The sequence below is a fragment of the Paenibacillus sp. 01T422 genome (genome assembly GCF_056398785.1).
In genome coordinates, this window is sequence record NZ_JBFTQB010000180.1 from 1 (window position 1) to 8,515 (window position 8,515).

The 8,515-nt window shown below is 45.3% G+C and carries 6 protein-coding genes; 5 read left to right on the top strand and 1 reads right to left on the bottom strand.

Annotated features, from left to right (window positions below):
* Both lacZ and arfA read left to right on the top strand, forming a co-directional pair.
* Positions 1 to 2,992, top strand: a 2,992-nt coding sequence (gene lacZ / locus AC1DUA_RS12570) for a beta-galactosidase, LacZ type (protein WP_477500077.1), incomplete at its 5' end; no start/stop codon positions are given.
* Positions 2,993 to 3,011: 19 nt separating this feature from the next.
* Positions 3,012 to 4,505 (top strand): arabinosylfuranosidase ArfA, encoded by a 1,494-nt coding sequence (gene arfA / locus AC1DUA_RS12575; RefSeq protein WP_477500082.1) that lies wholly within the window; start codon positions 3,012 to 3,014, stop codon positions 4,503 to 4,505.
* A 47-nt stretch (positions 4,506 to 4,552) separates the two neighbouring features.
* Here arfA and AC1DUA_RS12580 read toward each other — a convergent pair whose 3' ends face one another.
* Complete coding sequence (locus tag AC1DUA_RS12580) at positions 4,553 to 7,087, bottom strand: heparinase II/III domain-containing protein (RefSeq protein WP_477500078.1); 2,535 nt, start codon at positions 7,085 to 7,087, stop codon at positions 4,553 to 4,555.
* Positions 7,088 to 7,262: 175 nt separating this feature from the next.
* On the opposite strand from AC1DUA_RS12580, the gene AC1DUA_RS12585 reads away from it, so the two are divergent.
* From AC1DUA_RS12585 to AC1DUA_RS12595, 3 genes are all read left to right on the top strand, one after another.
* Positions 7,263 to 7,415 carry a hypothetical protein gene (locus AC1DUA_RS12585; RefSeq protein ID WP_477500079.1) on the top strand — a complete coding sequence of 51 codons (153 nt, stop codon included), beginning with the start codon at positions 7,263 to 7,265 and terminating at the stop codon, positions 7,413 to 7,415.
* Positions 7,416 to 7,661: 246 nt separating this feature from the next.
* Positions 7,662 to 7,982, top strand: a complete 321-nt coding sequence (locus AC1DUA_RS12590; protein ID WP_477500080.1) for a hypothetical protein — start codon at positions 7,662 to 7,664, stop codon at positions 7,980 to 7,982.
* Positions 7,983 to 8,107: 125 nt separating this feature from the next.
* The coding region (locus tag AC1DUA_RS12595; protein WP_477500081.1) for a hypothetical protein at positions 8,108 to 8,515 on the top strand (408 nt) is incomplete at its 3' end.

Consider the following 8,515-nt stretch of genomic DNA (forward strand, 5'->3'; position numbering starts at 1 on the left):
ACTCAAAGGGGATAGAAGCGCATCCAGATACACGGTTTCACTAAATGGTATGTGGAAATTCAGCTTTGCCGAGACGCCGGATCAGCGTAATATGAATTTCTTTGAAATGGGCTACGACACTAGCGGCTGGAATACGATTCAAGTCCCGGGACATTGGCAGCTTCAAGGCTACGATTATCCGCAGTACACGAATGTTAAGTATCCATGGGAAGGCAAAGAGGATATCAAGCCCCCTTTTGCACCAACGAAATACAATCCTGTAGGCTCTTATGTACGAACATTTACAGTGCCGACTGATTGGAAGGATCTTCCTGTTTATATTAGTTTTCAAGGTGTTGAAGCAGCTTTTTACGTCTGGGTGAATGGTGAATTAGTCGGGTATAGTGAAGATTCATTCACTCCTGCGGAATTTGATTTGACCCCTTATTTACATGAAGGTGAGAACAAATTGGCTGTAGAGGTCTATCGCTGGTGTGATGCCAGTTGGTTGGAGGATCAGGATTTCTGGCGGATGAGCGGGATTTTCCGCGATGTGTATTTGTACAGCACGCCGAAGGTGCATATTTATGATTTCAACGTTGTAGCGGATTTGGACGACGAATATCGGCATGGTCTTCTGCAAATAAAAGCAACCGTAACGAATGCGTTTGGTGAGCAGCTGGGCATATACACGCTGGAAGCCAGCCTTTATGATAAGGATGGGAATCTTGTACAAGCATCATTGTCTGCGGACGTAAAGCTTGATGGTGAGAATGAGCAGGAACTGCATCTTCGCTCAAGCCTTAATGACCCAATGAAATGGACGGCCGAGACCCCTTATTTGTACCATTTGGTTCTATCGTTGAAGGATGCATCAGGGGATCTTATTGAGGCGGTGAGCTGTCGCATCGGGTTCCGAAGGTTTGAACTGATAGATGGGCTGATGAAAATTAATGGGAAACGTATCTTGTTTAAAGGTGTGAACCGTCACGAGTTTAACTGCGATACAGGCCGCGCCATTCACTATGACGATATGGTTCGCGATATTCAGCTTATGAAAGCCTATAATATCAATGCCGTTCGCACTTCGCATTACCCGAACCATCCGCTTTGGTATGATTTATGTGATGAATATGGTCTTTATGTGATTGACGAAACGAACCTTGAAACGCATGGCAGCTGGTCCAATTTCCAAGAGGAAGAAGGCTGGACTGTCCCTGCAAGCAAACCGGAGTGGACGGCAAATGTCCTAGACCGGGCGAATTCCATGCTGCAGCGGGATAGAAATCATCCGTCTATTATCATTTGGTCGCTAGGTAATGAGTCCTGGGGTGGGGACAATTTTATTAAAATGCACGATTTCTTCCGATTGAATGACTCGACTCGGCTGGTTCATTACGAAGGTGTCACGCGCTGCCGTAAATCCGATGCAGCTTCTGATATGGAAAGCCAGATGTATACACTTCCAAGTAAAGTGGAAGAGTATGCACGCTCTAATCCCAAGAAACCTTTCATACTATGTGAATATAGTCATGCGATGGGGAATTCGAATGGGAATCTTAATAAATATTGCGAGCTCTTCGATAAGTATCCGATTCTCCAAGGTGGCTTTATCTGGGATTGGATTGATCAAGCCATCCGCACGAAAACCCCAGAGGGTATCGAATATCTGGCTTTCGGCGGGGATTTCGGTGATACACCCAACGATGGTACCTTTTGCGGGAATGGTCTCATTTTCGCAGATCGTGGTGTAACACCTAAATTATATGAAGTGAAGAAATGCTATCAGAATGTGAAGTTCGAGTTGATAGATTTGAAGCAATGCCGCATTCGTGTAATGAACAACTTCTTGTTTACAAACTTAATTGATTATGATTTTAAATGGGAATTGGCCAACAACGGTGTGTTCATTGAGCAAGGGATCGTTTCGCTGGCTGTGGAAGCGGGGGCCACGGCAGAGATTACACTTCCTATTCTACTGCCAATTAACGTGAACGATGGTGAAGAGTGTACGTTGACCGTTCGATTGGTAGAGAAGGTAGATAGAGCTTGGGCGGCTGCTGGTCATGAGGTAGCGTTTGAACAGTTCTTGCTTCCAGTTGAGAAGCAGGCTGTGCAAGCTCCAGATGTTATTCAGTTGCATACGGAAGAGTCGGATACATCTTTTAGAGCGTTTGGTTCAAATTTTAGCGTAGCGTTCAGCAAGTTGACAGGCGACTTAACCTCCTATTCGTATCAAGGCGTCGAGCTTATGAAAGAGGCTCCGAGGCCAAACTTTTGGCGTGCTAGTATCGATAATGATAAAGGGAACAAGCTCCCTGAGCGCAGTGCGACTTGGAAGGAAGCCGGACAGGCGCGTAAGCTGCATGCCATGCTGATACTTTCCTACGCAGATAAGGTAGAGATAGCGGTTGAGTACATCTTACCAACGACACACAGCTCGACGTGTAAACTTCAATATGTCGTGAAGGGGGATGGCGAAATTCAAATTCGTGAGGAATTGCTGCCTGGCCATAACCTGCCGGAAATTCCAGAGATCGGTATGATGTTTCAGCTGGATGCTAGCTTCGAGAACCTGAAGTGGTACGGTAGAGGCCCGCATGAGAATCATTGGGATCGTGCTGAAAGCGCAAGATTAGGGATTTATCAGGGGAAGGTTGCCGACCAGTATGTGCCGTATCTGCGCCCTCAGGAATGCGGAAACAAAACCGATGTAAGATGGGCAGAACTGACCCGTGCCGATGGCATTGGATTACGGATTGAAGGTGCTAATGCTGTGGAGCTGAACGCGCTGCCTTATACGCCATCTGAACTAGAAGCGCACGATCATATGTATAAGCTGCCTCCTAGTGACAATGTCGCGCTGCGCGTTAACTACCGGCAGATGGGGGTCGGCGGCGACGATAGTTGGATGTCGAAGACGCATCCTGAGTTTACACTTTATGCAAATCGTTGTTACGCCTATAGCTTTTCGTTCAAAGGCATGATTGATTCATTTAATGGGGGGAAGTAAAGTGCCACTACAAGCATCCATGATTGTCGACAAAGACTTTATTCTAGATGAGGTTGATCCACGAATTTATGGTTCTTTTATCGAACACTTGGGCCGTGCGGTATATGGAGGGATTTATGAGCCTTCACATCCAACAGCAGATGAACGTGGTTTCCGCAGGGATGCCTTAGAGGTTATTCGGAGATTACAGGTCCCAATCATTCGATACCCAGGTGGGAATTTCGTATCTGGCTACAATTGGGAGGATGGAGTCGGCCCTCAATCGGAGCGTAAGCAGAAGCTGGAGCTGGCTTGGTGGACAACAGAAACCAATCAAGTTGGAACGAATGAATTCGCAGAATGGGCTAAGCTTGCCGGTTCAGATGTCATGATGGCTGTTAATCTTGGTACTCGTGGTGCGGATGATGCGCGGAATTTGGTTGAATATTGCAACCATCCTTCTGGCTCCTATTGGAGTGACCTCCGAATTTCCCATGGCTACAAGGAGCCGCACCGGTTCAAAACATGGTGCTTAGGCAACGAAATGGACGGCCCGTGGCAAATCGGCGCCAAAACGGCGGTAGAGTACGGCCGATTGGCTAATGAGACAGCTAAAGTAATGAGATGGGTTGATCCAAATCTCGAGCTTGTCGCATGCGGGAGTTCTAGCAGTGGCATGGCGACCTTCGCAGATTGGGAAGCTACTGTTCTGGACCTGAGTTATGATCAAGTGGATTTTCTATCCTTGCATACGTATTACAACAATAACGAGAACAATTCGGAGAATTTTCTTGCCCGTTCCCTGGATATGGATCAATTCATCAGCACCGTTGCTTCCATCTGTGATTACGTCAAAGCTAAGAAGAGGAGTAAAAAGAAGCTATACCTTTCATTGGACGAATGGAACGTATGGAATTCGATTGGCACCAGCCGTGCAACGGAGCGCTGGCAGATTGCACCGGCTGAATTCGAGGATACTTATACGCTTGAGGATGCCCTTGCAGTCGGCTGCTTTTTGATCACTATGCTCAAACATGCCGATCGTGTGAAAATGGCCTGTATGGCACAGTTGATCAATGTTATCGCACCTATTATGACCGAGAACGGTGGGCCTGTCTGGCTGCAAACTACGTATTATCCTTATCTCCATGCTTCCCTATATGGCAGGGGAAAAGTGCTGCATCCTGTTATCCAATCGCCGAAATACGACTCCAAAGACTACACCGATGTTCCATATTTGGAAGCCATCAGTGTGTATAACGAGGAGCTGAGTCAAATGACGGTTTTCGCTGTAAATAGACATCTTACCGAGACGCTTGACCTGGATATTAACCTTCGCAGCTTCAGCAAAGTTAAGCTAGTCGAACATTTGGTGCTTGAGCATGACAATCTGAAAGCAACTAATACCAAGAGTCACCCGGAAAATGTCATTCCTCATAACCAAGGAACTGCAAGAGTCGAAGATGGGCATGTTCATGCAAGGCTTTCTAAGACTTCATGGAATGTAATTCGCTTGGATGTTAGCAAGGAATAAATAACAAACAAGGTCAATCGATGTAATGTCGATTGACCTTGTTTGTATTACCTGTGTTCAATAAGAATAGCAAGCCTGCCGCTATCCACTAGAATGTGGCATTCTCCACTCTGATTAGGGGTGTAGGATGTCTTGTCTTGAAGGTTCATAAGTGGWGTATCAGCTTGGCAGGAGAAGGTATGGGGTCGTTCTGCCCCATTCACCAACAGGTGGAACATAGTTTGTTCATTCCGAAGTATCTTGTACATCCGAAGTTCAGGGAAATCGGCATCAACTGGCAATGATCTTATGAGAAGTCCAGAGGAATCGCTGGATTTCGGATAGAGTAGAGTCAGATAATCGCTGCTACACTCACGGATGCTATCACCACTGCTGATTCGAAAATGCTCTTGAACGGCTAATGGGTAAGCTCCAGATACGGCTCCATAAGCTTTTGATACTGAAATCGCACTTGGCTCAAGGAAAGTAACTTCCAATTTCATTTCATTCAAACAGTGAGCTGTAAGCTGGTTCTTTTCTATATCAGATGAGGTACTCATCGTATGCAGATTCCAGACGCTATTCCTCTTACTCCGGATATGATCCCAAACCACATAAACGTCAGCGCCAGCTTTCACATAGGCAAAATGGCGATGGTAGACTTCCGCATGGACATCTGGAATTTCGCTCCGAACATAATCCAGTTGGTCTGAGAAGAAAACTTCTTCGCAGAGGCTTTTGAGCGGGCCGTTCTGTACAATTCCAGCCTCGTCCGTAAACTGAACCACGTTATGCGCATGTCCGTTCACGTACCAGTGGCGATCTCCATTGTAATACCCACCTGTTCCAGGATCCAGAGTCAGTGGGGTACCGTTCGCCCATAGGGAGAAATGACCTTCATCGTGATGGGCATGATACGTTAGCGGCGATGACTCGAATATCGCATAGTTCTCGCGTCCCCATGAACCGGAATGTTGGCGGAAAATAACATAACCCATCCCCTGATAGTGGACGGAAGTCAGAGTAGGAGCTTCCTGGGGAAGTTCTGTCTGAGGGTAGAGAAGGGATAGCAGGGTACAGGGATAAGCACCTGTATCCCGGACCACGCTACCTCCGTGCTTCCATACCCACATCATTTCCCGACTAAGCTGTGAATCGGATTGTGCATAGAAGGGCGCTGCATAAGAGAACATACGGAACCAATGGTCATCAACCGTTGAATCACCAACAGCAGGGGAAAGGAGCTTAGGCTCCGAGTCCGATCCGCCCTGAACAGCATCCTTCGGAGTTACCGTGCCGATTAAGAAGCGATACATCTTTTTAACCTTATCATGTGACCAATAATCGATCCCCTTCAGCCGCTGCAGCAGCGTGAAAAATAGAAAGTACCGATGCAGCACGGCACCATGGTAACGAATATTTTCAGGCCACGCACCGTCTTGGTCAACGACATGTTCCAGCTGCCAATCGACGACAGCACAGGCATGCGCCAGATAGTCATCAGCAAGTTTCTCTTCGGGGAAAATGAGGGCATAAATCCCGAGGCCAGTGGCGCGATCCGCGTTCCAGTTGCTCCGCTTGCCACCCTTTTCATCGGGGAATTGTTCCAGATCGAACCGGTAATATGCGGTGTCCATCATCATTTCTGCTATATAGCGGAAATCAGCTTTGATGGCTGCATCCTCCTGTGGAAGCATGACGCCAGAGTCCGCAATCTGGTCATATATAACCGATATCACAGCCATGCCTCGTCCAATATGGACGGCCCCGTAAGTATCATCGTCATGCCAGCCAGTCGCCTTGAAAATATCCATGCCTTGGCACATATCTGGCAGCATGTACAGAATTTTCTGTTTGGCGCGTTCGGCGTACACTGCATCCCCAGTCACCATATAGACGTCTGCATCCGCTCCAGCAGTCTCCAGCAGAGTAGCCCAGTTGGTCGGTGTCTTGTGGTTAAAAAAGGGCGAAGTATATACCGGTGAATCCATAGGCAGACCAACAGCGTCGAGGAACCTGACTTCGACGTTCACACCGTCCCCAGATAAGCGTTGATCCAATCGAAGGGTCGTCTGAACGCTGTAATACTCTTGGGCATTCACCGGAATCGGATCCATAATTGACAGGAGCGCTTGGTCGTTATCTGACAAGTTCTTCACGTGCAAACAATGTCCGTACTTGGCGTTTTCGGAAGGCTCAAGGGAAGCTGAGCTTGTAGAGGAACTCGTTGCAGTTGCCCACCCGGATAACCCGTGATCAAACCCGCCGTTTGCGAGCGGAATTGGCAATCCTTTTTCCGAATGGGTAAGCTGCACTTGTCTGATCCAGACTTCTCCCTTGCCTCGGACATGCAAAGTGAACTTCATATAGGCAGCGTTCTCCGGCGTCCGGAACACAAAGGGATTCGTTCGGAAAGCGTATATTCGTTGAATAGGCAAGGACAATTCCTCTTTGGCAAATGCATCGGACAACATCAATTGTCGCTCATATTCCTTCCGCAGCTCATGCTGCATATGAATTCGAGTGCGAATACCCTCCAGCTGCTCCGCATTATAACAAGCGAAAGGACGATTGGCCGTCACTATCTTAGCGTGGTTTCTCATCTCACTTACCTCCCGAGTGGTTAAATTTATACCTGTACACTCAATATAGCATCTGCTCAATACTTGTGAGGGGGGCAATCCGCGTTAGGAAGGGGGGAGAAACAACTGAAAATTTAAGTCTTTTGCATAGTTGGCTCCAAAAGTGTTGATTAGACATGGCTAAGCAGAATTTTGAGTGTCATATTTTAGGAACAAGGGGCTTGCGCTGATTTCAGGAGATGGTCACTGGTGGATCGCTTTTGATTATCACATTAGAATTGAAGAGCCTCCAGTTATATATATAGAAAGTGATGGCGGATTTACCATTCAGTTGGCCAAAAAACTTTAATTCGTTTGTAACAGGATTATGTAACTAGGAAGTTGAAGACTAGTATCAAAGATACAGTGCTCGATAGTTACTACTACAGAATTGGAGATGATTTAGCTATTGTTGAGAAATGTTTTGAGAGCCCTTCTATTACATTCAGTTATCTCTGTGCTAACAATTATAATCGTACTAGTAACTTCTTTTAGATTGCCAATTGAACTTGGTTTAATTAATATTTTGATTTACTATCTTTATGGAAGAATGTACTTGAGAAAGTTAGGTAATTGGAAAAAAGAGATTGCATCTATCATACCTATTTCTCTTATCGCTATTTTTGGTATTGTTACTATTTATGTGTATAAAAGATACAACAATATTGGTGATGATTGGATGATTATAGATATCTATTTAGCAAGCGTAGTACCATGCATATATATAGTTGCTGATTTCTTATATGTTATAATACCAAACACACTACAATATAAAGGAATGAGTGTTTTGTATCTACCATTTTCCATATTACCATCCCTTTTATTGTGGTTAGGTTTAAAAACAAATAAAAATAGAATAGATTATGAAAACAAATAAAAGGGGAAACAACATGTACTTAATAAATTCCAAAACAATTGACGTTCTGGATGCAACGTTATTGATAACATTTTATGTATATTATTAGTAACTATGAATAGTAAGAGGGTGGGATAAATTTACTCATGAGTTCGAACATTGAAATGCTGGAAACAACAATATGCCCAAATTGTATGGAGAAAACGCCCGTTCTCAAAGGGTTTATAACATGGTGCGATAAATGTGAGTGGAATTTAAATGCTGATGATAAAAAAGGTAAACCCAGAAATGCTTTTGAACGAACATACTTGCAGGTTGGCGAGAAAATGGGTTCCGGTTTATTGCAAACTTTGATTAATAAAGGCAGTCTCCGCACAACTTTTTCATGGATGCGCCTGCTCACTTACCTTGCCGCTTCTGTTATTCATTTGTTCAGTTTGTTTCTTTTTATAAGTGGGCTGCTTCTGGTGATTTTCAATTTTGAAAATATCATTATCCTCATACTTGGTTGTTTATTATTGCTATTTTCATGGGCAACTAGACCCCGTTTCCAT

Coding starts and splice junctions, on each gene's coding strand:
- arfA (WP_477500082.1), top strand. CDS start 3,012: ATGATTGTCGACAAAGACTTTATTCTAGATGAGGTTGATCCACGAATT.